21 protein-coding genes are annotated in these 21,504 nt (G+C 60.3%); 8 read left to right on the forward strand and 13 right to left on the reverse strand.

Annotation, left to right across the window (positions count from 1 at the left end; genetic code table 11):
- Position 1 precedes the first annotated feature (1 nt).
- From AC1Z1G_RS12420 to gloB, 6 genes are all read right to left on the reverse strand, one after another.
- On the reverse strand, positions 2–1,021 hold the full coding sequence (locus AC1Z1G_RS12420; protein ID WP_483627323.1) for an ABC transporter permease: 1,020 nt from the start codon (positions 1,019–1,021) through the stop codon (positions 2–4).
- A gap of 1 nt (position 1,022) precedes the next feature.
- Positions 1,023–2,096 carry a microcin C ABC transporter permease YejB gene (locus AC1Z1G_RS12425; protein WP_483627325.1) on the reverse strand — a complete coding sequence of 358 codons (1,074 nt, stop codon included), beginning with the start codon at positions 2,094–2,096 and terminating at the stop codon, positions 1,023–1,025.
- A 1-nt stretch (position 2,097) separates the two neighbouring features.
- On the reverse strand, positions 2,098–3,939 hold the full coding sequence (locus AC1Z1G_RS12430; protein ID WP_483627326.1) for an extracellular solute-binding protein: 1,842 nt from the start codon (positions 3,937–3,939) through the stop codon (positions 2,098–2,100).
- Positions 3,936–5,765, reverse strand: coding sequence for an extracellular solute-binding protein (locus AC1Z1G_RS12435; protein WP_483627327.1), 1,830 nt, complete (start codon positions 5,763–5,765; stop codon positions 3,936–3,938). The genes AC1Z1G_RS12430 and AC1Z1G_RS12435 overlap by 4 nt, the downstream gene beginning before the upstream one ends.
- A gap of 113 nt (positions 5,766–5,878) precedes the next feature.
- A complete protein-coding gene (locus tag AC1Z1G_RS12440; protein WP_483627329.1) occupies positions 5,879–7,297 on the reverse strand; it encodes a LysM peptidoglycan-binding domain-containing protein in 1,419 nt (472 codons plus the stop codon).
- Positions 7,298–7,396: 99 nt separating this feature from the next.
- Positions 7,397–8,164: a hydroxyacylglutathione hydrolase gene (gloB, locus tag AC1Z1G_RS12445; protein WP_483627331.1), complete on the reverse strand. Its 768-nt coding sequence runs from the start codon at positions 8,162–8,164 to the stop codon at positions 7,397–7,399.
- Positions 8,165–8,229: 65 nt separating this feature from the next.
- Here gloB and AC1Z1G_RS12450 point away from each other — a divergent pair, with 65 nt between their 5' ends.
- Together AC1Z1G_RS12450 and rnhA are read left to right on the forward strand one after the other, a co-directional pair.
- On the forward strand, positions 8,230–8,988 hold the full coding sequence (locus AC1Z1G_RS12450) for a class I SAM-dependent methyltransferase (RefSeq protein WP_483627332.1): 759 nt from the start codon (positions 8,230–8,232) through the stop codon (positions 8,986–8,988).
- Positions 8,989–9,079: 91 nt separating this feature from the next.
- Entirely contained in the window at positions 9,080–9,532 is a 453-nt protein-coding gene (rnhA, locus tag AC1Z1G_RS12455) for a ribonuclease HI (RefSeq protein WP_347905878.1), read from the forward strand.
- A gap of 112 nt (positions 9,533–9,644) precedes the next feature.
- Here rnhA and AC1Z1G_RS12460 read toward each other — a convergent pair whose 3' ends face one another.
- Entirely contained in the window at positions 9,645–9,959 is a 315-nt protein-coding gene (locus AC1Z1G_RS12460) for a DUF2388 domain-containing protein (RefSeq protein WP_483627334.1), read from the reverse strand.
- A 192-nt stretch (positions 9,960–10,151) separates the two neighbouring features.
- Here AC1Z1G_RS12460 and dnaQ point away from each other — a divergent pair, with 192 nt between their 5' ends.
- The 3 genes from dnaQ (at position 10,152) to AC1Z1G_RS12475 (ending at position 13,905) form a co-directional block, all read left to right on the forward strand.
- Positions 10,152–10,913: a DNA polymerase III subunit epsilon gene (gene dnaQ / locus AC1Z1G_RS12465; RefSeq protein ID WP_483627336.1), complete on the forward strand. Its 762-nt coding sequence runs from the start codon at positions 10,152–10,154 to the stop codon at positions 10,911–10,913.
- 119 nt (positions 10,914–11,032) lie between these two features.
- A complete protein-coding gene (locus tag AC1Z1G_RS12470) occupies positions 11,033–13,288 on the forward strand; it encodes an Orn/Lys/Arg family decarboxylase (protein WP_483627338.1) in 2,256 nt (751 codons plus the stop codon).
- 14 nt (positions 13,289–13,302) lie between these two features.
- Entirely contained in the window at positions 13,303–13,905 is a 603-nt protein-coding gene (locus AC1Z1G_RS12475) for a GNAT family N-acetyltransferase (RefSeq protein WP_483627340.1), read from the forward strand.
- Here AC1Z1G_RS12475 and AC1Z1G_RS12480 read toward each other — a convergent pair.
- Together AC1Z1G_RS12480 and AC1Z1G_RS12485 are read right to left on the reverse strand one after the other, a co-directional pair.
- The gene (locus AC1Z1G_RS12480) at positions 13,883–14,776 is read right to left on the reverse strand and encodes a LysR substrate-binding domain-containing protein (RefSeq protein WP_483627341.1); all 894 of its coding nucleotides are present in this window, start codon (positions 14,774–14,776) and stop codon (positions 13,883–13,885) included. The two genes, AC1Z1G_RS12475 and AC1Z1G_RS12480, sit on opposite strands and share 23 nt — an antisense overlap.
- Positions 14,777–14,864: 88 nt before the next feature.
- Positions 14,865–15,101 (reverse strand): hypothetical protein, encoded by a 237-nt coding sequence (locus AC1Z1G_RS12485; protein ID WP_483627343.1) that lies wholly within the window; start codon positions 15,099–15,101, stop codon positions 14,865–14,867.
- Between the two features lie 183 nt (positions 15,102–15,284).
- Between AC1Z1G_RS12485 and AC1Z1G_RS12490 the strand changes: the two genes are divergently transcribed.
- The 3 genes from AC1Z1G_RS12490 (at position 15,285) to AC1Z1G_RS12500 (ending at position 17,636) form a co-directional block, all read left to right on the forward strand.
- Positions 15,285–15,842 carry an NADPH-dependent FMN reductase gene (locus AC1Z1G_RS12490; protein WP_483627345.1) on the forward strand — a complete coding sequence of 186 codons (558 nt, stop codon included), beginning with the start codon at positions 15,285–15,287 and terminating at the stop codon, positions 15,840–15,842.
- Positions 15,843–15,964: 122 nt separating this feature from the next.
- The gene (locus AC1Z1G_RS12495; protein WP_483627346.1) at positions 15,965–16,312 is read left to right on the forward strand and encodes a metalloregulator ArsR/SmtB family transcription factor; all 348 of its coding nucleotides are present in this window, start codon (positions 15,965–15,967) and stop codon (positions 16,310–16,312) included.
- 40 nt (positions 16,313–16,352) lie between these two features.
- A complete protein-coding gene (locus tag AC1Z1G_RS12500; protein ID WP_483627348.1) occupies positions 16,353–17,636 on the forward strand; it encodes an arsenic transporter in 1,284 nt (427 codons plus the stop codon).
- Between the two features lie 5 nt (positions 17,637–17,641).
- Here AC1Z1G_RS12500 and AC1Z1G_RS12505 read toward each other — a convergent pair whose 3' ends face one another.
- From AC1Z1G_RS12505 to AC1Z1G_RS12520, 4 genes are read right to left on the reverse strand one after another with little or no spacing between them, the layout of a single operon-like run.
- Positions 17,642–18,508, reverse strand: a complete 867-nt coding sequence (locus tag AC1Z1G_RS12505; RefSeq protein ID WP_483627350.1) for a class I SAM-dependent methyltransferase — start codon at positions 18,506–18,508, stop codon at positions 17,642–17,644.
- A 45-nt stretch (positions 18,509–18,553) separates the two neighbouring features.
- A complete protein-coding gene (locus tag AC1Z1G_RS12510) occupies positions 18,554–19,921 on the reverse strand; it encodes an MATE family efflux transporter (RefSeq protein ID WP_483627352.1) in 1,368 nt (455 codons plus the stop codon).
- 4 nt (positions 19,922–19,925) lie between these two features.
- Positions 19,926–20,579: a YdcF family protein gene (locus tag AC1Z1G_RS12515; protein WP_483627354.1), complete on the reverse strand. Its 654-nt coding sequence runs from the start codon at positions 20,577–20,579 to the stop codon at positions 19,926–19,928.
- 56 nt (positions 20,580–20,635) lie between these two features.
- Positions 20,636–21,478 carry a glycosyltransferase gene (locus AC1Z1G_RS12520; RefSeq protein ID WP_483627356.1) on the reverse strand — a complete coding sequence of 281 codons (843 nt, stop codon included), beginning with the start codon at positions 21,476–21,478 and terminating at the stop codon, positions 20,636–20,638.
- Between the last annotated feature and the right edge of the window lie 26 nt (positions 21,479–21,504).

A 21,504-nucleotide genomic window follows, 5' to 3' on the forward strand; every position in this document is an offset into this window, starting at 1 on the left:
TTCACTTCCTCGGGTCGAAGGCATCGCGAGCGGACTCGCCGATAAACACCAGCAAACTCAACATCACCGCCAGCACCGCAAAGGCGCTCATGCCCAGCCACGGCGCTTGCAGGTTGGATTTGCCCTGCGCAACCAGTTCGCCCAGGGACGGCGCGCCCGGTGGCAGGCCGAAGCCCAGGAAGTCCAGCGCGGTCAGGGTGCCGATGGCCCCCGTGAGAATGAACGGCATGAACGTCATGGTCGACACCATGGCGTTGGGCAGGATGTGGCGGAACATGATCGCGCCGTTCTGCATACCCAGCGCCCGGGCGGCGCGCACGTATTCGAGGTTGCGCCCGCGCAGGAACTCGGCGCGAACCACATCCACCAGGCTCATCCAGGAAAACAGCAGCATGATCCCCAGCAGCCACCAGAAGTTCGGCTGCACGAAGCTGGCCAGGATGATCAGCAGGTACAGCACGGGCAGGCCGGACCAGATCTCCAGGAAACGTTGCCCCGCCAGATCGACCCAGCCGCCGTAAAAGCCCTGCAGGGCGCCGGCGATGACGCCGATGATCGAGCTGAGCAGGGTCAGGGTCAGGGCAAACAGGACCGACACTCGAAAACCGTAGATCACCCGCGCAAGCACGTCGCGGCCCTGATCGTCGGTGCCCAGCCAGTTGTCTGAAGAGGGGGGCGCCGGGGCCGGGACTTTCAGGTCGTAATTGATGCTCTGGTAGCTGAACGGGATCGGCGCCCATAAGGTCCAGGCATCCTTGGCCTTGAGCAGTTCGCGGATGTAGGGGCTCTTGTAGTTGGCTTCCAGCGGGAACTCGCCACCGAAGGTGGTTTCCGGGTAGCGCTTGAGCGCCGGGAAGTACCAGCCGCCGTCGTAATGCACCGCCAGCGGTTTGTCGTTGGCAATCAGCTCGGCACCCAGGCTCAGGCCGAACAGTGCCAGGAACAGCCAGAGTGACCACCAGCCACGCTTATTGGCTTTGAACAGTTCGAAACGTCGGCGATTGAGAGGGGAAAGGGTCATCTCAATGCTCCCGGTGTTCGAAGTCGATGCGCGGATCGACCAGGGTGTAGGTGAGGTCGCCGATCAGTTTCACCACCAACCCCAGCAGGGTGAAGATGAACAGCGTGCCGAAGACCACCGGGTAGTCACGGTTGATGGCTGCCTCGAAACTCATCAGGCCGAGGCCGTCGAGGGAGAAGATCACCTCCACCAGCAGCGAACCGGTGAAGAAGATCCCGATGAACGCCGAGGGAAAACCGGCAATCACCAGCAGCATGGCGTTACGGAACACATGGCCGTACAGCACGCGGTGGTTGGTCAGGCCCTTGGCCTTGGCGGTGACCACGTACTGTTTGTTGATCTCGTCGAGAAAGCTGTTTTTGGTTAGCAGGGTCATGGTCGCGAAGTTACCGATCACCAGTGCGGTCACCGGCAATGCCAGGTGCCAGAAGTAATCGAGGATCTTGGCGCCCCAGCTCAGTTCGCTGAAGTTGTTGGAGGTCAGGCCGCGCAAGGGGAACCAGTCCAGGTAACTGCCACCGGCAAATACCACGATCAGCAGAATGGCGAACAGGAACGCCGGTATCGCATAGCCGACGATGATCGCCGAACTGGTCCAGACGTCGAAATGGCTGCCGTGCCGGGTGGCCTTGGCGATCCCCAGCGGGATCGACACCAGGTACATGATCAGCGTGCTCCACAGCCCGAGGGAGATCGACACCGGCATCTTTTCCCTGATCAGGTCGATGACCTTGGCATCGCGAAAGAAGCTGTCGCCGAAATCCAGGTGGGCGTAGTTCTTGATCATGATCCACAAGCGTTCCGGCGCCGATTTGTCGAAGCCGTACATCTTCTCGATTTCCTTGACCAGCGCCGGGTCCAGGCCCTGGGCGCCACGATAGCTGGAGCCGGCCACCGACACCTCGGCACCGCCGCCGGCAATGCGGCTGGTGGCGCCTTCGAAGCCTTCGAGCTTGGCGATCATCTGTTCCACCGGACCGCCGGGAGCGGCCTGGATGATGATGAAGTTGATCAGCAGAATGCCGAACAGCGTCGGGATGATCAGCAGCAATCGCCGAAAAATGTACGCCAGCATGTCAGTGCTCCACGCCCGCAGGCTCGGCTTTTTCTTGGGTCAACACTTCGATGGCCGGTTTCGCGTCGGGTTTGATCCACCAGGTGTCGATGCCGATGTCGTAGGTCGGTGAGGTTTTCGGGTGGCCGATGTGGTTCCAGTAGGCCACGCGCCAGCTCTTGATGTGCCAGTTCGGAATCACGTAGTAGCCCCACTGCAACACCCGGTCCAGTGCACGGGCATGGGCCACCAGGCTGTGGCGCGAGTCGGCGTTGATCAGTTCCTCGACCAGTACGTCGACCGCCGGGTCCTTCAGGCCCATGGTGTTGCGGCTGCCGGGCTTGTCGGCGCTGTCGGTTTTCCAGAACTCGCGTTGCTCGTTGCCCGGAGAGTTGGACTGCGGAAAACTGCCGACGATGATGTCGAAATCCCGTGAGCGCACGCGGGTGACGTACTGGGACACGTCGACCCGGCGAATCACCAGTTCGATCCCCAGATCGCTCAGGTTGCGCTTGAACGGCAGCAGGATGCGTTCGAACTCGGTCTGGGCCAGCAGGAACTCGATGACCACCGGTTTGCCGGTGGCATCGACCATTTTGTCGTCGACAATCCGCCAGCCCGCCTCTTGCAGGAGTTGATAGGCCTGGCGCTGCTGGGCGCGAACCATTCCGCTGCCGTCGGACACCGAGTTCTGGAAGGGTTCGGTGAAGGCCTGAACGGGGACCTTGCCCTTGAGCGGTTCGAGGATCGCCAGTTGCTCGGCGTCCGGCAGGCCGGTGGCGGCCATTTCCGAGTTTTCAAAGTAACTGCGGGTGCGCACATAGGCACCGTTGAACAGCTGTTTGTTGGTCCACTCGAAGTCCAGCAACAGGCTCAGGGCCTGGCGCACGCGCACGTCCTGGAACACCGGACGGCGCAGGTTGTAGACGAACCCTTGCATGCCGGTCGGGTTGCCGTTGGGGATCTGTTCCTTGATCAGCCGCCCTTCGGTCACCGCCGGGATGTTGAAGGCATTGGCCCAGGCCTTGGCCGTCATTTCCAGCCAGTAATCGAACTGCCCGGCCTTCAAGGCTTCCAGCGCTACGGTGTTGTCGCGGAAGTAATCGATGGTCATCACATCAAAGTTGTAGAAGCCGCGATTGACCGGCAGGTCCTTGCCCCAATAGTCCTTGACCCGCTCATAACGGATCGAGCGCCCGGCCTTGACCTCGCCGACCTTGTACGGCCCGCTGCTCAGCGGGGCTTCCAGGTTGCCTTTGTTGAAGTCGCGGGTTTCCCACCAGTGCTTGGGCAAAATCGGCAGTTGACCGAGAATCAGCGGCAATTCGCGGTTGCTGGTGTCCTTGAACGTGAACCGCACCCGCAATGGGTCTTCGGCAATCACTTCGTCGACATCGGCGTAGTAGGTGCGATAGAGCGGGGCGCCATCTTTCATCAGGGTCTGGAAGCTGAACACCACGTCTTCGGCCCGCACGGGATGGCCGTCATGGAAGCGCGCTTCGGGGCGCAGGTAGAAACGCACCCAGCTGTTGTCCGGGGCTTTTTCGATCTTGCCGGCGATCAGGCCGTACTCGGTGAACGGTTCATCCATGCCGTGACGGGTCAGCGTGTCGTAGATCAGGAGAATGTCCCCGGCCGGCACGCCTTTACTGATAAACGGGTTGAGGCTGTCGAAGCCACCGAACCCGGACTGGCGGAATGTGCCGCCCTTTGGGGCATCGGGGTTCACGAAGTCGAAGTATTTGAAGTTCGCCGGGTACTTGGGCGGCTCGTTGTACAGGGTCAGGGCATGTTGCGGCGCGGCGTGAGCGACGCCGACAAGTGCCGCAAAGACCAGACCCGGCAAAGTACGCAAAGACATCATTGGACGTTCTCCGAAGACTTCAGCCACCACGCATTCAGGCCCAGGGTGTAGGGCGGTGTGGTGACGAACGCGAACCGGTTGCGGTACGCCAGGCGATGATAGTTGAGATACCAGTTGGGGATGCTGTAGTGCTGCCAGAGCAGTACCCGGTCCAGGGCTTTGCCGATGGCCAGTTGTTCGTCGCGGTTTTTTGCGGCCAGTAACTGCTCCAGCAGGTGGTCGACCACCGGATTGGCCACGCCTGCGTAATTCTTGCTGCCCTTGATACCCGCCTGGCTGGAGTGGAAATACTGCCACTGCTCAAGGCCCGGGCTGAGGGTCTGGTCGAGGGTCATCAGGATCATATCGAAATCGAACTGGTCCAGGCGTTGTTTGTACTGGGCGCGGTCGACGGTACGCAGGTTCGCGTTGATGCCGATGCTGGCAAGGTTCTCGGCGTAAGGCTGGAGGATGCGTTCCAGGTTCGGGTTGACCAGCAGGATTTCGAAGCGCAACGGCTGCCCGGCGGCGTTTTGCAGGCGTTGGCCGTTGAGCTTCCAGCCTGCCTGCGCGAGCAGGCCGAGTGCCTGGCGCAGGGTTTCCCGGGGGATGCCTCGACCGTCGGTTTGCGGCAGGCTGAAGGGCTCGGTGAACAGTTTGGCCGGCAGTTGCTCGCGATAGGGCGAAAGCATCAGCCATTCATGGCCGACTGGCAGTCCGGTGGCTGAGAACTCACTGTTGGGGTAATAGCTCATCGCCCGTTTGTAGGCGCCGCTGAACAGCGTGCGGTTGGTCCATTCGAAGTCGAACATCAGGCCCAGGGCTTCCCGCACCTTGTCGTCGGCAAACGTGCCGCGCCGGGTGTTCATGAACAGGCCCTGGGTTTGCGTGGGGATCTGGTGGGCAATCTGTGCCTTGATCACGTCGCCACGCCGCACGGCCGGGAAGTGATAGCCGTTGGCCCAGTTCTTGGCCTGGTGCTCGATGTAAATGTCGAATTCGCCAGCCTTGAACGCCTCGAAGGCCACGTCGCTGTCGCGATAGAACTCGACCTCCATTCGGTCATAGTTGTACTTGCCGCGATTGACCGGTAAATCCTTGCCCCAGTAATCCTTGACCCGTTCGAAGACCAATTGCCGTCCAGGCTGGACCTGGGTGATCCGATACGGCCCGCTGCCCAGTGGCGGTTCGAAGGTGGTGGCTTTGAAGTCGCGGTCCTTCCAGTAGTGCTGCGCCAGCACAGGCAGCTCGCCCAGGCGCAGGATCAGCAGTGGATTACCGGCACGCTTGAACACAAAGCGGATGCGCTGCGGGTTGAGGATGTCGACCCGTGACACTTCCTGAAGGTTGGTGCGGTACTGCGGGTGACCTTCCTTGAGCAGTAAACGATAGGAAAACGCCACGTCATAGGCAGTGATCGGCGTGCCGTCGTGAAAGCGTGCTTCGGGGCGCAGGTTGAACACCACCCAACTGCGGTCTTCGCTGTATTCGACCGACTGGGCAATCAGCCCATAACTGGACGCCGGCTCATCACCGGACGGCGCGTACTGGCCGGTGCCGACCATCAGCGGCTCATTCAGCTCATTGATGCCGTATTGCAGGAAGTTCGGCGTGGCGACCGGGCTGGTGCCCTTGAAGGTGTAGGGGTTGAGTGTGTCGAAGGTGCCAAATGCCATGACGCGCAAGGTGCCGCCCTTGGGCGCTTGCGGGTTGACCCAGTCGAAGTGGGTAAATCTGGCGGGGTACTTGAGTGTGCCGAACTGCGCATAACCGTGGCTTTCGGTGATCGCTGCCAGTGCGGGAAAGCTCAAGGCCAGACTGATGAAGAGCAGAAGGAGGGGACGCATCAAGTCAGAGATCCGATCCAGGCGGCTTGGGCTTTATGATCGGTACAGTAACAGCTTGTATCAGCAGGAAAAAGGCCACCGCGCAAAGCCTGCCGGTGGCCTTTTCTCGACACTCAGTGCGGGGAAGATACCGTCAGCATCTGGCCGGGCTTGAGGGCCTGGCCGACGCGTGGATTCCAGCGCTTGAGGTGTTGCATCTCAACGTTGAAGCGCTTGGCGACGATGTACAGCGAATCGCCTTGCTTGACCTTGTACTGGGTCTGTTTCTTGTTGTTGCTGGCAACGGTGGTGGTTTTGCGGCGGGTGTCCTGCATGACCAACTTCTGGCCAACCTTGAGGTTGTTGCCGCTCATGTTGTTCCAGCGTTGCAGGTCCTTGACGTCGACTTTGTTGGCCTTGGCGATCTGCGCCAGGTTATCGCCGCGCTTGACCCGGTAGGCGCGCTTGAGCTTGGCCAGTTCCTGGCTGTCGGCGCCATCGAAGACCGGTTTGAGCGGGCGTTTGCTGATCAGCTCTTCGGGTTTCATGGTCGACAGGCTGGCAGTCAGCAATTGCGCCTTCGACGTTGGCACCAGCAGGTGCTGCGGGCCGTCGATGGTGGTGCGCTGCTTGAAGGCCGGGTTGAGTTGGAACAGTTCGTCTTCGTCGATGTTGGCCACCGCGGCAACCTTGGACAGGTCCATGCGCTGGTTGATTTCGACGACTTCGAAGTAAGGCTCGTTGGCGATCGGGTTCAGGTTCACCCCGTAGGCTTCCGGCGCCAGTACCACTTGCGACAGGGCCAGCAGCTTGGGGACGTAAGCCTGGGTTTCCGCTGGCAGCGGCAGGTTCCAGTAATCGGTGGGCAGGCCGAGCTTCTCGTTACGCTCGATGGCCCGGCTCACAGTGCCTTCGCCAGCGTTGTAAGCGGCCAGGGCCAGCAGCCAATCGCCGTTGAACATGTCGTGCAGGCGGGTCAGGTAATCCATGGCTGCGGTGGTCGACGCGGTGATATCGCGGCGTCCATCGTAGAAACGGGTCTGGCGCAGGTTGAAGTAACGCCCGGTGGACGGAATGAATTGCCACAGGCCGACGGCATCCGCGCGGGAATAGGCCATCGGGTTGTAGGCGCTTTCAATCACTGGCAGCAGTGCCAGTTCCAGCGGCATGTTGCGTTCTTCAAGGCGTTCGACGATGTAATGGATGTAGAGGCTGCCGCGTTCGCCGGCGTTCTCAAGGAACGAAGGGTTGCTGGCAAACCACAGGCGTTGCTGCTCGATGCGCGGGTTGACGCCAAGCCCTTCCTGCAACTGGAAGCCCTGGCGCATGCGCTCCCAGACGTCCTGCGGAACCTGTGGCGTCGGTTTCTCGCTGAGCCAGATTGGCTTCTGCTTGACCCGGGTAGAGAGATTTTGAGCGTGCGCCGCGTCGGTCTGCGGCACGTGGCCGGAGCTTTGGCAGCCCGCCAGTGTGGCGGACACAGCCACCGCGATGGCCTGGGCCAAGCGCGTCAATGCGTCTGAATGGATGGATTTACGGATAGATGACGACATTGGCTGGAAGTAAGTTCCGGGCAAAAATGTCGGGCGATTCTAGAAAGCGCAGGGGGTGCGGTCAACCATTCAGAATTTTTGGACCAATAATGCCCCCCCTTAGAACTTATCTTTCCAAGCCCTCAGGGCTGCAAAAACCTCACTTGGAGCCCGGTTATCCACCCCGTTCCGTTCGTCCACTTTTTCTTTAACAGATGTTTCGCCGGTACGCAGAAACGGGTTGGTGAGCTTTTCCAGGGCGAGGGTGGAAGGCAAGGTCATGCGGCCGGACTCACGCAGTTGACGGACTTTTTCCACGCGTTCGGCAATGTCCGGGTTGTTCGGCTCCACGGCCTGGGCGAAACGCAGGTTGCTCTGGGTGTATTCGTGGGTGCAGTAGACCAGCGTGTCCTCGGGCAGCGCGGCGAGGCGGCTCAACGAATCATGCATCTGCCGGGGCGTGCCCTCGAACAGGCGCCCGCAACCGGCGGCGAACAGGGTGTCGCCACAGAACAGCAGCCCGTGATGGTAATACGCGATATGGCCCAGGGTGTGACCCGGCACCGCATACACGTCGAACGTCCAACCGAGTACGTTGACCTGCTCGTTGTCCTGGAGCGCCACATCGCGGGCCGGAATATTTTCGCTCGCCGGACCGTACACCGTGGCCCCGAAGGCTTCTTTCAGTTGCTCGACACCCCCCACATGGTCGTGGTGGTGATGGGTGACCAGGATGTCGCTGAGCGTCCAGCCCGGATGAGCCGTCAACCACGCCAGCACGGGCGCGGCATCGCCGGGGTCGACCACGGCGGCACGCTGGGTGCGGTGGTCCTGTAACAACCAGATGTAGTTGTCGGTGAAGGCGGGCAGGGCACTGATCTGTATCATTGTCGGAGTCGCCAAGCGGAAAACATTGGCGCATCTTAGAGCTTCTTGCCGAGTTGGAGAATGCAATGACTGATAAAGCGTTCGCTCAGGCTGATCCTGACTGGCTGGCACTGATCGGTGCGGCCCGCGAGTGGCTGGCAGGTCCCCTCGGGCAGTTTTTGCTGGATGAAGAGCGGCGCATGCTCGAAGACGAGTTGGGGCGGTTCTTCGGGGGTTACCTGGTGCATTACGGACCGTCGGCCGAAACCCCACCTGCCGCGCCGCAAGTGCAGCGCAACGTCCGCCTGGGAGCGCCGTTGCCCGGTGTCGAAATTGTCTGCGAAGAGCAGGCCTGGCCGATCAGTGAGCACGCGGCCGATGTGGTGGTGCTGCAACATGGCCTGGATTTCTGCCTGTCGCCCCACGGCTTGCTGCGTGAGGCCGCCAGCGCGGTGCGTCCGGGCGGGCATTTGCTGATTATCGGCATCAACCCCTGGAGCAGTTGGGGCTTGCGTCACGTATTCGCCCAGGATGCCTTGCGCAAGGCGCGCTGCATCTCGCCGTCGCGAGTGGCTGATTGGTTGAACCTGCTGGGCTTCGCGCTGGAGAAACGCCGCTTCGGGTGCTATCGTCCGCCGCTTGCGTCCCAGGCTTGGCAAGCTCGGCTGGCCGGGTGGGAGCGCAAGGCCGGTGACTGGCAGTTGTCCGGCGGCGGCTTCTATTTATTGGTGGCACGCAAGATCGTGGTCGGGTTGCGCCCGGTGCGGCAGGTGCGCCGCGAGCCGATGGGCAAGCTGATTCCGCTGCCGATGGCCAAGGTCAACCGTCGCCACATGGAACCCTGAATACTCTTAATTTCTGGCCGGGCCTGCGCCTGGCCTCAGGCGTTGCCGATCATTGATGGGCAAGCCACAGGCATTTTCTGGATAGATTGGCATGAGCGATAGCGTAGAACTCTTCACCGATGGCGCCTGCAAGGGCAACCCTGGCCCCGGCGGCTGGGGCGCATTGCTGGTGTGCAAGGGCGTTGAAAAAGAACTGTGGGGCGGCGAAGCCAACACCACCAACAACCGTATGGAACTGATGGGCGCCATTCGTGGCCTGGAAGAACTCAAGCGTTCCTGCGATGTGCTGCTGGTGACTGACTCGCAGTACGTCATGAAAGGCATCAACGAATGGATGGACAACTGGAAAAAGCGCGGCTGGAAAACCGCCGCGAAAGAACCAGTGAAAAACGCTGACTTGTGGAAGTTGCTCGACGAGCAGGTCAACCGCCATAACGTGACGTGGAAGTGGGTACGCGGGCACATCGGCCACCACGGCAACGAACGCGCCGACCAGTTGGCCAACCGTGGCGTGGATGAAGTGCGCGGTTACAAACAAGACTGATGATTCCACCGATCCACTGTGGGGGCCGGGCTTGCCCGCGATGAACGATGACGCGGTTTTACTGAAAGTCCGCAGCGTCAGCATCGCGGGCAAGCCCGGCTCCCACAGGAAATCACAGCATCAAGATAACGGTTGCCAGTTGCTGGTCCGAGTACACCTGGCCGGCCAGTACGCTGCGCATCCGCTCAAACGCCGCTTCAATCCTCACCCCGCGAATCTTCCCTTCGCTGGCCACGAACGCCGCCGCATCATCCTTGGCCGCCAGTACAATCTTGTCATCCTTGAACGAACCGCTGGTGCCCTTGGTGGAGCTCATGGTCAGGCTCAGGGTAATGTCGGTGCTGATCACCAGGCTGGTCGCCCGCACGGTGGTGCTGATCAGGCTGCCCATCACCAGGGCGGTGATGAGTAGGGTTGTCGTTGTCATGAGGTGCGCAATGCCTGTGAGTAATGCAGGCATGCACGCTAACAACGCAGCCCTCGCCAATCTTTATGAGCTTTGCTAAGGATTGTTAAAAACTGCGCAGCGCGCTCTGTCCGTCGGCAAGCGCCCCGGTGCCCAAGAGCATGCTAAAATCCGCGCCTTTTGCACGATAGACCCGTTGAGAGCTGACCACTGATGGCCAACAGATCCGTTGTACTCGATACCGAAACCACCGGCATGCCGGTGACCGACGGCCACCGGATTATCGAAATCGGTTGCGTCGAGTTGATCGGTCGGCGCCTGACCGGCCGGCATTTCCACGTTTATTTGCAGCCTGACCGCGAGAGTGACGAGGGCGCGATTGGCGTCCACGGCATTACCAACGAGTTCCTGGTGGGCAAGCCGCGTTTCGCTGAAGTGGCCGATGAGTTCTTTGAATTCATCAAGGGCGCGCAGCTGATCATCCATAACGCGGCGTTCGACGTCGGCTTCATCAATAACGAATTTGCCCTGATGGGCCAAAAGGATCGGGCTGACATCACGCAGCACTGCTCGATCCTCGACACCCTGATGATGGCGCGTGAGCGCCATCCGGGGCAGCGCAACAGCCTCGATGCCTTGTGCAAACGCTACGGCGTCGACAACTCCGGGCGTGAACTGCACGGTGCGTTGCTCGACTCGGAGATTCTTGCCGACGTCTACCTGACCATGACCGGTGGCCAGACCAGCCTGTCGCTGGCCGGTAACGCCTCCGACGGCAACGGCTCGGGTGAAGGTTCGGGTAACCGCGCCAGCGAGATTCGTCGTTTGCCGGCGGATCGCCAGCCAACCCGCATCATTCGCGCCAGCGAAGCGGACCTGGCGGCTCACGCCGCCCGGCTTGAAATCATTGCCAAATCCGCCGGGGCTCCGGCACTCTGGACTCAGTTGCTCGAGGCTGAAAACCCGGCTCAGTAGTGCGGGCGGGCGACCTTTTGTTACAAGACCGCGCGCCGTGGGCTGACGTGCAGCGCCTCAAGCTTCTACGCTGAGGTCATTGGCAGGCCACGGCCCGCCGCTTCAGGACGCCGAGCCCCATGTACAAAGACTTGAAATTCCCGGTCCTTATCGTCCATCGCGACATCAAGGCCGACACAGTCGCTGGTGACCGGGTGCGCGGCATCGCCCGGGAGCTGGAGCAGGAAGGCTTCAGCATTTTCTCGGCGGTCGATTACGCCGAGGGGCGGCTGGTCGCATCGACGCATCACGGCCTGGCCTGCATGCTGATCGCCGCTGAAGGTGCCGGGGAAAACACCCATCTGCTACAGAACATGGTCGAGCTGATCCGCCTGGCCCGTGTTCGTGCGCCACACCTGCCGATTTTTGCCTTGGGCGAGCAAGTCACGCTGGAAAACGCGCCGGCCGATGCCATGAGTGAACTCAACCAGTTGCGCGGCATTCTTTACTTGTTCGAAGACACCGTCCCGTTCCTCGCCCGGCAAGTGGCGCGGGCGGCGCGCAACTACCTCGATGGTCTGTTGCCGCCGTTTTTCAAGGCGCTGGTGCAGCATACCGCCGACTCCAACTATTCCTGGCACACCCCCGGCCATGGCGGCGGCGTGGCCTATCATAAAAGCCCGGTGGGGCAGGCGTTTCATCAGTTTTTTGGTGAAAATACCTTGCGTTCGGACCTGTCTGTTTCGGTGCCGGAGCTGGGTTCGTTACTCGATCACACCGGTCCGCTGGCCGAAGCCGAGGCACGTGCAGCGCTGAATTTTGGGGCCGACCACACGTTTTTCGTGATCAATGGCACCTCGACCGCCAACAAGATTGTCTGGCACGCGATGGTCGGGCGCGACGACCTGGTGTTGGTGGACCGCAACTGCCATAAATCGGTGCTGCACGCGATCATCATGACCGGGGCGATCCCGCTGTACCTGTGCCCTGAGCGTAACGAGCTGGGGATTATCGGGCCAATTCCTCTGAGCGAGTTCAGTCGCGAGTCGATCCAGGCCAAGATCGACGCCAGCCCGCTGACGGTGGGCAGGGTGCCCAAAGTCAAAATGGCGGTGGTCACCAACTCCACCTACGATGGCCTCTGTTACAACGCCGAGTTGATCAAGCAAAGCCTGGGCAATAGCGTCGAGGTGCTGCATTTCGATGAGGCCTGGTACGCCTACGCGGCGTTTCACGAGTTTTTCGCCGGGCGTTACGGCATGGGCACTTCGCGCACCGCCGACAGCCCGCTGGTGTTCACCACTCACTCGACCCACAAGCTGCTCGCCGCGTTCAGCCAGGCGTCGATGATTCATGTGCAGGACGGCGGCGCCCGGCAACTGGATCGCGACCGTTTCAATGAAGCGTTCATGATGCACATCTCGACCTCGCCGCAGTACAGCATCATCGCCTCGCTGGATGTGGCGTCGGCGATGATGGAAGGCCCGGCCGGCAGGTCGCTGTTGCAGGAAATGTTCGATGAAGCCTTGAGTTTTCGTCGTGCGCTGGCCAATTTGCGTCAGCACATTGCTGCGGATGACTGGTGGTTCTCCATCTGGCAGCCGCCCTCGGTGGAAGGCATCGACCGGGTCGTCACCGAAGACTGGCTGTTGCAGCCCGATGCCGATTGGCATGGCTTTGGCGGGGTGACAGACGACTACGTGCTGCTCGACCCGATCAAAGTGACCCTGGTCATGCCCGGCCTGACGGCGGGCGGCGCCCTGAGCGGGCGGGGGATTCCGGCGGCGGTGGTCAGCAAGTTTCTCTGGGAGCGTGGGCTGGTGGTGGAAAAGACCGGCCTGTATTCGTTCCTGGTGCTGTTTTCCATGGGTATCACCAAAGGCAAATGGAGCACGCTGTTGACCGAGTTGCTGGAGTTCAAGCGCAACTACGATGCCAACAGCAGTCTTGCGACTTGCCTGCCGTGCATCGCCCGGCAGGACGCGGCGCGTTATCAGGGCATGGGGTTGCGCGACCTGTGCGATCAACTGCACGCCTGTTACCGCAGCAATGCCACGGCCAAACACTTGAAACGCATGTACACCGTGCTCCCGGAAATCGCCATGAAACCGGCGGATGCCTACGATCATCTGGTTCGCGGCGAAGTCGAAGCGGTGCCCATTGATGCCTTGCAAGGCCGTATCGCTGCGGTGATGCTGGTGCCGTACCCACCGGGGATTCCGTTGATCATGCCCGGCGAGCGCTTCACCGAGGCAACCCGTTCGATCAACGATTACCTGGCGTTTGCCCGCACTTTCGACAGCAGCTTTCCGGGCTTTGTCGCCGATGTGCATGGCTTGCAACATGAAGACGAGGGCAATGGACGGGTCTATACCGTCGATTGCATCAAGGTTTGAGGACGTTCCCCAGCATGCAACCGGTCATGAACCCCAAGTACCCCGGACTCGCGGTGCGCGTTGCCGACGAGGGCTTTGCCCCGTATGTCTGGGGCAGCGATTTCAGTTTCAATGTCAGCGCCTACGCCACGCCGCAATTGGGTCTAGCGGTCGAGCAGTGGCCGCTTGAGGCGATCACCCCGTATCGCAAGTGCTACGGCATTGATCCGGAGGAGTTCGGCAGCTTTCGCGATGCGCCTGACAGTGAGATTTTCATGGCGTTCCTGGACGACTGTCCGGTCGGGCATGTGGTGGTCAGCACTAACTGGAACGGCTTTGCCCATATCGACGAATTGGCGGTGCATGCGCCGGCACGTCGTCATGGCGTGGCCAAGGCGTTGCTGGACGTTGCACAGTTCTGGAGCCGCAAGAAGAAGCTGCCGGGCATCATGCTGGAAACCCAGAACAACAACCTCGGCGCCTGTCGGCTCTATGAGCGCTGCGGGTATGTGATGGGCGGGATTGACCATCTGCGTTATCGCGGGATCGACCCGAACACCGCCGAGGTGGCGATTTTCTGGTATCGCCTGTTTGATAACCCGCTGGAGAGCGTGCTCAGCCCGTCAACAGCGTTGTAGCCTGCTCGGTGATGATGGCCAGCAGTGTTTGTGTCGCAGGCGAAGGCGTGGCATTGGCCAGGCTCAGGGCGTAAAGGCTGATCGGAACGGCGGGTGACAGAGGGCAGACATCCAGCCCGCTGGCCTTGGCGCCACGAGCGGTGAACGGGTCGACGATGGCCAGGCCTTCACCGGCCTCGACCATGCTGCGCATCATCTGGTGGGTCTGCACGCGTGTCTGGATCACCGGCGCGGGGCGTAACGCCTGCAACTTGCTTTCGAACATCGCATTCAGCGGGTCATGACCTTCCAGCCCAACCAGCGCCTGGCCGGCCAGGTCTTGCAGGGCAATGTATTTTTGCCTGGGTTGCAGCCAGCCGTGAGGGGCGAGCAACTGGAGTTTGCCCTGGGCGATCGCCTGGCAATGGATGTCGCTGTGTTCGGGGTCGTGCAGGCTCAAACCCAGGTCGCTTTCGCGCAGCAGCAGGCTCCTGACGATGTCGCGGGTGGGTTGGGCGAGGAGTGAGCAGGGCACATCGGGGATACGTCGGCGCAAGGTTGCGATGCTATGTGGCAACAAGTGCTCTGCCAGGGGCGGGGTGCAGATAATTCGCAGGGGGGGCGCCTGATACTGCTTGAGGCTGCTGGCCAGCCGTTGCAGCGGTTCAATGGCTTCGTAGATGCGGGCAATCTCTACGTGCAGCTCACGTGCTTCGCGGGTCGCCTGCAAGCGCCCACGCACACTGGCGAACAACATGAAACCGAGTTGCCCCTCGGCGTCGCGCAAAGTCTCTTCGACCTCAGCCACCGGCAACTGCAGCATTTCGGCAGCGGTGCCCAAATGGCTGGTTTGCAGGAGCGCCTGGATCACTTCGATATGACGTAAACGCATGCGTGAAGTCCATGTTCAGCAGGTGAGGGATTCAGTGACTGAATCCTAACCCAAGTCCGCGCATATGACTTCTGCTCATAACACCGGGTTATGAGGCCGCGTTGGTTTCCGGTTCGCGGATGATGGTGACATTTGACTGCACCAGCAAGAACTCATTCTCGTCGAGCTTGTTGACGCGATCGCCAATGGCCAGGCGATAGGTGGTAACGGGCTCTGAGCCGGCGATGCCGTCTGAAGACGGGGTGGATTCCTGGAACTCATGCACTGAATAGACACGGCCTTCGGCGTCTCTTGCATGGAATTGTCCGACGAGTACTGCTGCCATCTGCTTAGAACCTCTGGAGATAAGACACTCAATTTGCGGTTCTGTAGACCGTCGTTAAGCGCGGTAAGTTTTCCTGCGGGAAAAAAATAGTCGAGTGGGGCGATTCTGTGAATCGGCGTGCATTGATTGCGCCGAATCATCTATAACTACTGGCTCCTTTAGCCAGATAGTCGGGAACTCCCCATGAGCAAGGTTTATACGGTTGCTGTGCTGGTCGGTAGCTTGAGAAAACAGTCGATCAACCGCAAAGTCGCGTTGGCGCTGGCCGAATTGGCTCCGGCAAATCTCAAGCTGAACATCATCGAAATTGGCGATTTACCGCTCTACAACGAAGACATCGACGTAACACCGCCCGCAGCCTACAGCACTTTCCGAAATCAGGTGAGCTCATCCGACGCAGTGCTATTCGTGACACCGGAATACAACCGCTCGGTTCCGGCCCCCATGAAGAACGCGATTGACGTCGGTTCGCGGCCTTATGGCAAGAGTGCCTGGGGCGGCAAACCGGGTGCCGTGATCAGCGCATCGCCCGGCGCCATTGGCGGTTTTGGTGCCAACCACCATCTGCGCCAGTCGCTGGTTTTCCTTGATGTGCCTTGCATGCAGCAGCCTGAAGCCTACCTGAGCGGCGCGGGCTCGATGTTTGATGAGGCTGGCACGTTATCCGAAGCGACACGGCCATTCCTGCAAAAATTTATCAATGCCTATGGCGCCTGGGTCGAGTTGCACAAGAAGGCCTGACGCAATGCCGGACGGTGCGCGGGGACACCGCGCGCCATTTGGGGGCAATTGAATTCGTGGCTTTACGGGATGGGTGGAATTCAATATATTCGCTAATCCATATGTATTGCGATTTCAGGTTCATGTCCGAAACCCTCGACCCCACAGCGCTGTTCAAGGCTCTGGCCGACGATACCCGCAGCAGGATTGCGTTGCTGGTTGTTCGCGAAGGCGAGCTGTGCGTGTGCGAACTGACCGTAGCGCTGGACCTCAGTCAACCCAAAATCTCTCGCCATCTGGCGCAGTTGCGCAGCACCGGGGTGCTTGCCGATCGCCGTCAGGGGCAGTGGATTTTTTATCGCCTGCACCCGCAACTGCCACCCTGGGCGGTCACTTTGCTGCAAGGCACGCTTGAGGCCAATCAGGCCTGGCTCGCTGCCGACGTGCAGCGCCTGCAAGCAATGAACGAGCGGCCGACACGCTGCTGCTGATTCCTGTCTTTCACATTCTGCTCTTCAAAGGTTGCTGCGCATGCTGACCGCGTCGTTGATTTTTCTGCTGACCATTACCTTGGTGATCTGGCAACCCAAAGGCCTGGGCGTTGGTTGGAGTGCGGTGCTGGGCTCCGTGTTGGCACTGTTGGCCGGCGTGGTGCAGGTCAGCGATATTGCGGTGGTCTGGGGGATTATCTGGAACGCCACCGGGACGTTTGTTGCGCTGATCATCATTAGCCTGCTGCTGGACGAGGCCGGGTTCTTTGCCTGGGCGGCGTTGCATGTTGCGCGTTGGGGGCGCGGCAGTGGACGCAAGCTGTTCGCCTACATGGTGTTGCTGGGGGCGATGGTGTCAGCCTTGTTTGCCAATGACGGTGCGGCGCTGATCCTCACACCGATTGTCATCTCGATGTTGCTGGCGTTGCGCTTTTCCAAAACCGCGACCCTGGCATTCGTGATGGGCGCCGGGTTCATTGCCGACACCGCGAGCCTGCCGCTGGTGGTGTCGAACCTGGTCAATATTGTCTCGGCGGACTTCTTTCACATCGGTTTCAACCGCTATGCAGCGGTGATGGTGCCGGTGAACCTGGTGAGTGTCGGTGCGACGCTGGCGGTGCTGATGTGGTTTTTCCGTCGAGACATTCCACGCGATTATGCTCCCGAAGACCTGGCGGACCCAGCCAGTGCGATCCACGATAAAGCCACGTTCATGGCGGGCTGGTGCGTGTTGGTGATTTTGCTGCTCGGCTGTTTTGTCCTTGAAGCCTGGGGTATTCCCATCAGTGCAATCTCGGCGGTGTGTGCCGCGTTGCTGTTGGCCATCGCCGCCCGAGGGCACAAGATCTCCACGCGCAAGGTGATGAAAGAGGCGCCCTGGCATATCGTGATTTTCTCGCTGGGCATGTACCTCGTGGTGTACGGCTTGCGCAACGCGGGCCTGACGTCACACCTGGCCGGCTGGCTCGACGTGTTTGCCGATTATGGGGTGTGGGGCGCTGCGATGGGCACGGGGCTGCTGACCGCGTTGCTGTCCTCGATCATGAACAATCTGCCGACCGTGCTGATTGGCGCCTTGTCGATTGACGCCAGTCAGGCCACGGGGGTAGTGAAGGAAGCGATGGTCTACGCCAACGTGATCGGCAGTGATCTGGGGCCGAAAATCACGCCGATCGGCAGCCTGGCCACGTTGCTCTGGCTGCATGTGCTGGAACGCAAGGACATCCGCATCGGCTGGGGGTACTACTTCAAGGTCGGGATCGTGCTGACGGTGCCAGTGTTGCTGGTGACCCTGGCCGCCCTGGCGATGAGGTTGTCCTTTTAACGCTTTTATTCCGGGCGCTGGATCATGAAACCAATGCCCGCAGGCTTGAGGAACAACTCCACCAAGGTGTCTTGCTGACGGCGTGGCAGCTGCTCGCAGCGCTCAATCAGCGCCTCTGACCATGACAGGGCGCTTGGTGCCGGCCAGGGCGCACCGTTGGCCTCGAAGATCTGGATGAAGTTGAAGCCGGCCTGTTCAACGAGGCCATAGAGTTCTTCTACCCGGAAGTCGCCGTCGCGAGGGTGATAAACCACGTCGTGAAGGTTGATCAGTTTTTCTTGTTCGGTTTTTTCTTCGCCATAGACCAACGGACGGAAATGCGCCGGGATCAGTTCCTCGATCAGCTTCAATCTGTCGGGGTGGGACGCGTCGATCGTCAGGTGCGCGAGCATCTCGCGCAAGTCATGCAGCTCCCTGCGCCCCAGGGTCGCGTAGGTCCAGAGGTAGCAGTAGCCGCCGGGGCGCACGAAGTGGAACAGCTTGTTCAAGCCTGCCTGGATGTCATGCAGGTGATGGAGCACGCCGTGGCAATAGACAAAATCAAAGCCCTTGAGGTCGGGGTTATCTCCGTTCAGGTCGCGCTGCTCGAACGTCAGGTTGGCCACTTCCCTGGAGACCTTGAGGTCGCGGGCATAACGAATCGAGTTCTGTGAGCGGTCAAAGGCCAGGATTTCAAGCTCTGGGCATTGTTCGGCCCAGTCGACGGTGACGCAGCCCGTGCCGCAGCCGACTTCAAGGGCACGGCCCTTGATCGCCTTGCTCCTGATCGCGGGGATCAGGAATGTCCCCGCGTAATCGTTGTGGTTGCCAAAGGTGGGGTAGGGGTATGCCTCGTACATCCCGATCACCTGGTTATCCTTGTCCTTATCCATACTGACTCCCATTGCAGGTGGTTTGAGCCCGTGCGGCTCGGTTGATCAATACTCAAGCGTGACGTCCAGCCTGGCCTGGTGGGCATGCTGCTTCCATTGTCCGCTGCGCCATCGGCGGTACATCAGCAGGCCGCGGCACCATTCGTCCAGGGTCATGGCGATCCAGATGCCAATCAGCCCCAGTTCAAAGTGCGCGGCCAGTGTCCAGCCGCCGAGCACCATGATTCCCCAGATGGAGAGGGGCGCGACCAAGAGGATGTAGCGAATATCCCCGGTGGCCCTCAGGGCGTTGACCACGACAAAGTTCAGGACCCTGCCGGGTTCCAGAATGAGCCCGATGAGCATCAACTTGGCGCCGGTGGAGATGATTTCGGGGTTGTCGGTAAACAGGGCGAGCAGCAAAGGCGTGGCGCATGCCACGGTAATGGACATGGGCACCGCAATCATCAGGCCGATTTTCAGGCTTCGGTGCAGTTGCCGGTTGGCCGCCTCGATGTCCCCGGCACCGATCATGTGCCCGACGATGATCTCCGTGGCCAGGCCGATGGCGATGCTGTAGACCATCACCATCAAGACGATCTGAATCGTGTAGGTCAGGGTCGCCAGGGTGTTGCCGCCCAGGCTGGCGCACAGGGCGGTGATGGTCATGTAGCCCAGGAACCAGCAAATGCCTTCGCCTGCCGCTGGCAGCCCCAGTTGAAGAATGCGTTTGAAGGCGCGTGGGTCGAAGCTGACGAGGTGCTTGAATCCAAAGATGAAGCCGGTATGGCGTTTTACCAGAAACCACAGGATGCAGCAGGCAATGATCCGGCTGACCACCGTGGAGATGGACACACCCAGCACCCCGAGTTCGGGAAGGCCGAAGTGCCCGTACAGCAACAGATAGTTACCACCCAGGGTCAGGATGTTTTGCGCGAGCGCCACGATCATGGGGGCCTTGGTATGCCCGTTGGCGCGAAGAACCGCGCAAAGGCACTGCATCTGCGCCTCGATGAAGAGTGTGCCGCCCACCAGCATCAAGAACGGATAGGCCAGCTCGCGCAAATCGAAGGACAGGTGCAAGGCCGCGAAAATGTCGCTCGGAAACAGCAGCACCAACGCACTGATGATCAGGCCCAGCCACGTGCAGGCCGTCATCGCGTTCCTGGCGATCCGGTTCGCCCCGGCCCGGTCATTGGCACCCAGGTGGTGGGTGGTCAGGATGCTCGAACCAATGGCCAGCGGCCCGAACAGCAGGATGGCCAGCACATTGATCTGGTTGGTCGATCCCACCGCCGCAACGGCCTGGTCCGAGATATGGCTGATCATGAAGGTGTCGATCAGCCCGACGGACAAGCGCAGCAGTTGCTCGATCAGGATCGGCCAGGCCAGGTGCAAGGCTCCTCGGCTCATGACTGAAGAGGGGGCGCTCATCGCATCATTCTTGCGCGGCCTTGATCAAATGGCCGCTGAAGCCCTGTTTGACCAGATAGTCCCATGCATTGAGCACCGACTCTGGCAGGGTATGTTCGGCCTGGAAGCCGAGTTTTGGGTACTCGATGATCCGCTGCACGTCACCGACCATTTCCTCGATCAAACCGTACAGCCCGACGATGTTGGAAACATCGGCCGGGAACCGGATGTCCGGTGCGTCCAGGGAGGCGCGCAGCTCGGGCCAGACTTTTTTCACCACCAGGCCAAGGCGCAAAATGGCGTTGGGTTTGGTCAGGACAATGGCGCTGTTCAACTCACCGAACAGCGCTTTGGTAAAGGCAATGTTTTCACCGAAATTGGTGGCTTTGTCCTCGACGAAAATGGCGCTGGCAGGCACACCCGATTCAAGGGCCAGGCGCCGGAAAACATGGGATTCGGGGTCTTCCCATAGGTGGTGAGTCCAGTTGCCTTTATTGCCGGTGAAGATGATCGCGGGCGCCAGGCCTTGCTTGTACAGCGCGCAGGCGTGTTCTCCCACCCGCAGGTCATAAGAACAACAAACGATGATTGCATCGCTGGGTGCGTGTTGCCGGCCCGAAGACATGTAGTCCCAGAGCTGAGTGGCGCATTGCAGGGTGGGTGTCGGCTTTTCGCTCATCGTAGGTCCGTTTACGTGTTCGTGATTGAGGCGGCGTGCAGGTGTTGATTCGGCATTCAGGCCGACATCAGGTTAAGGTTTTCCCAGCCTTTTTCGCCGCGTTCCAGAATCACCGGGTCATTGTGCTTGGCGTACATGTACTCCAGGTTTCGCAAGCCGCTGTCGGTGTTTGCAGTTTCATTCTTGGGGTGGGGATAGTGAATCCCGCAGGCGTTTCGGCACAGCTTGAAGGCAATGCCCTGCTTGTAGAGCCGATAGGCCAGCTCATCGTCCTCACAGCCCCAGGACTCGAAGCGGTTGTCGAACAACCCGACGTCCAGCAGCACCTGGCGTTTGACCGAGGTATGGCAGCCCCAGAACAAGGCCCAGGGCGCGGGCATCCGGTTCATGTCATCGGCAAAGTGGCTGTACACCTCTTCCCGGATGTCCAGGTGGATTTTCTGGTGTTCGAAGGTGCGCAACGTGCCTTCCAGGTCTTGCAGGTCAATGGCCTGGATCAGTTGCCGGGCCGTGGCGTCGTGCTGTTGGAACGCGTAGGTGTAGGCATTGACGGCGATGTCGTGGGGCGCGCTTTCATGGGCGGCCTGATGGCAGCGCAATGCATCCTTGTGCAGCAGAATGCCGGTGTCGATGCCCACGCAGATCTCATGTTTGCTGGAGGCAATGCCCAGGTTACGCGCGGCGGCGGCCCTGAACCCGAGATCGTCCTGATAGATGTATTTGATGTCCTGAAACGGCCGGTGGCTGTCGACCACTGCCCGGGTGTCGTCGGTTGAACCGTCATCGACCACGATGACGTCATATTGGTCCTTGGCCAGTGTCTGCTTGCGCAGTGCGTCCAGCGTGAAGTCCAGCAGTTGCCGCCGGTTGTAGGTCGGAATGATGACGCTGATTTTCATGATGTTCGGGTGCCTCCCTGGCAAAT

This window comes from Pseudomonas sp. JL27(2026), assembly GCF_056933555.1.

Coding starts and splice junctions, on each gene's coding strand:
- AC1Z1G_RS12420 (WP_483627323.1), bottom strand. CDS start 1,021: ATGACCCTTTCCCCTCTCAATCGCCGACGTTTCGAACTGTTCAAAGCC.
- AC1Z1G_RS12425 (WP_483627325.1), bottom strand. CDS start 2,096: ATGCTGGCGTACATTTTTCGGCGATTGCTGCTGATCATCCCGACGCTG.
- AC1Z1G_RS12430 (WP_483627326.1), bottom strand. CDS start 3,939: ATGATGTCTTTGCGTACTTTGCCGGGTCTGGTCTTTGCGGCACTTGTC.
- AC1Z1G_RS12435 (WP_483627327.1), bottom strand. CDS start 5,765: ATGCGTCCCCTCCTTCTGCTCTTCATCAGTCTGGCCTTGAGCTTTCCC.
- AC1Z1G_RS12440 (WP_483627329.1), bottom strand. CDS start 7,297: ATGTCGTCATCTATCCGTAAATCCATCCATTCAGACGCATTGACGCGC.
- gloB (WP_483627331.1), bottom strand. CDS start 8,164: ATGATACAGATCAGTGCCCTGCCCGCCTTCACCGACAACTACATCTGG.
- AC1Z1G_RS12450 (WP_483627332.1), top strand. CDS start 8,230: ATGACTGATAAAGCGTTCGCTCAGGCTGATCCTGACTGGCTGGCACTG.
- rnhA (WP_347905878.1), top strand. CDS start 9,080: ATGAGCGATAGCGTAGAACTCTTCACCGATGGCGCCTGCAAGGGCAAC.
- AC1Z1G_RS12460 (WP_483627334.1), bottom strand. CDS start 9,959: ATGACAACGACAACCCTACTCATCACCGCCCTGGTGATGGGCAGCCTG.
- dnaQ (WP_483627336.1), top strand. CDS start 10,152: ATGGCCAACAGATCCGTTGTACTCGATACCGAAACCACCGGCATGCCG.
- AC1Z1G_RS12470 (WP_483627338.1), top strand. CDS start 11,033: ATGTACAAAGACTTGAAATTCCCGGTCCTTATCGTCCATCGCGACATC.
- AC1Z1G_RS12475 (WP_483627340.1), top strand. CDS start 13,303: ATGCAACCGGTCATGAACCCCAAGTACCCCGGACTCGCGGTGCGCGTT.
- AC1Z1G_RS12480 (WP_483627341.1), bottom strand. CDS start 14,776: ATGCGTTTACGTCATATCGAAGTGATCCAGGCGCTCCTGCAAACCAGC.
- AC1Z1G_RS12485 (WP_483627343.1), bottom strand. CDS start 15,101: ATGGCAGCAGTACTCGTCGGACAATTCCATGCAAGAGACGCCGAAGGC.
- AC1Z1G_RS12490 (WP_483627345.1), top strand. CDS start 15,285: ATGAGCAAGGTTTATACGGTTGCTGTGCTGGTCGGTAGCTTGAGAAAA.
- AC1Z1G_RS12495 (WP_483627346.1), top strand. CDS start 15,965: ATGTCCGAAACCCTCGACCCCACAGCGCTGTTCAAGGCTCTGGCCGAC.
- AC1Z1G_RS12500 (WP_483627348.1), top strand. CDS start 16,353: ATGCTGACCGCGTCGTTGATTTTTCTGCTGACCATTACCTTGGTGATC.
- AC1Z1G_RS12505 (WP_483627350.1), bottom strand. CDS start 18,508: ATGGATAAGGACAAGGATAACCAGGTGATCGGGATGTACGAGGCATAC.
- AC1Z1G_RS12510 (WP_483627352.1), bottom strand. CDS start 19,921: ATGAGCGCCCCCTCTTCAGTCATGAGCCGAGGAGCCTTGCACCTGGCC.
- AC1Z1G_RS12515 (WP_483627354.1), bottom strand. CDS start 20,579: ATGAGCGAAAAGCCGACACCCACCCTGCAATGCGCCACTCAGCTCTGG.
- AC1Z1G_RS12520 (WP_483627356.1), bottom strand. CDS start 21,478: ATGAAAATCAGCGTCATCATTCCGACCTACAACCGGCGGCAACTGCTG.